We start from the raw sequence: 989 nt of genomic DNA, 5'->3' as shown, positions 1-989 counted from the left end.
ACCCGTTGTGCATTTTAAATGATGCTAATTTTTAGATTGTTGATGTTTCTGTTGAATATATTTTTGTTGATGTACTGAATAATTGTCATTGCAGTGATTTTTGTCAATATCCTGGTTTTGAAACCATCGAAAGATTTGGCATAATTACGCCTGACCATAAACTGGTCGCACATCTGTGAGAATAAAGTCTCAATGCGTTTTCTTGATTTCCTATATAGGCTGAACTGCGGTTCGTATTCTTTTTGATTTGTCCTTTTGGGTGTGTCCAGACGGATATTTGATGACTCAAAAAGATTTAGCTGGATATCCGAAGAAAGGTACCCTTTGTCCCCCAAGAGTGTGCAGTCTGAAAGTTGATACTTTATATCATTCAGGTAATGAATGTCATGAACATTCGCAGGTGTAAGGTCAATTGCCTGAAAAACACCCTTTAACGAACATACCGCATGAAGTTTATAGCCATAATAGTACATCTTTTGCGAAGCACAGTATCCTTTGGATGGCATGCTGTAAAGTTCTTCTTTACAGATCTTCGAACGGGAGCTGCGGGCAAGCCTACAGATTTCCAAAGGCATACTGTCCACAACAAACACATCTTCGAATTCGTTGAACGAGGCGGCAAGCTTCATGCGGATAGCGTTCTGATAAGACATCAGTCTTCGCTTCCGCCTGTTAAAAACAGTACGTTCTATTCTGGTCTTGAAGAATGGAGGAAGGATCCGAAAAAGATTGTTCTCGCTATCAATACCCATGTATTCGGCTGTCAGACTAAGGCTGATAACCTCAAGATCGCTCATACGGGGGCGTCTACGCTGCACAGGTAATTGCTGGTCTGTCGATATTTTTCTTAAAACTTCCAATATTCTTTCGTAATTTGCCTTAAAGTTGTTCATTCTAAATCGTTTTGTCGTTAAAACAATTTACTGATTATCAGCGTAATGAACAACTTTTTTCTGTTTTTCCTGAACTAAATCATAATGCACAACGGG

1 protein-coding gene is annotated in these 989 nt (G+C 39.2%); it reads right to left on the bottom strand.

Annotated features, from left to right (window positions below):
- Positions 1-14: 14 nt before the first annotated feature.
- Positions 15-893, bottom strand: a complete 879-nt coding sequence (locus G5B00_RS17865) for an IS982 family transposase (RefSeq protein ID WP_163878833.1) — start codon at positions 891-893, stop codon at positions 15-17.
- Positions 894-989 lie beyond the last annotated feature (96 nt).

The organism is Parapedobacter sp. SGR-10, from assembly GCF_011030405.1.
Taxonomy (GTDB): domain Bacteria; phylum Bacteroidota; class Bacteroidia; order Sphingobacteriales; family Sphingobacteriaceae; genus Sphingobacterium.
Note: the sequence above shows the minus strand (reverse complement) of the source record. Positions and strands in the feature narration are given on the sequence as shown.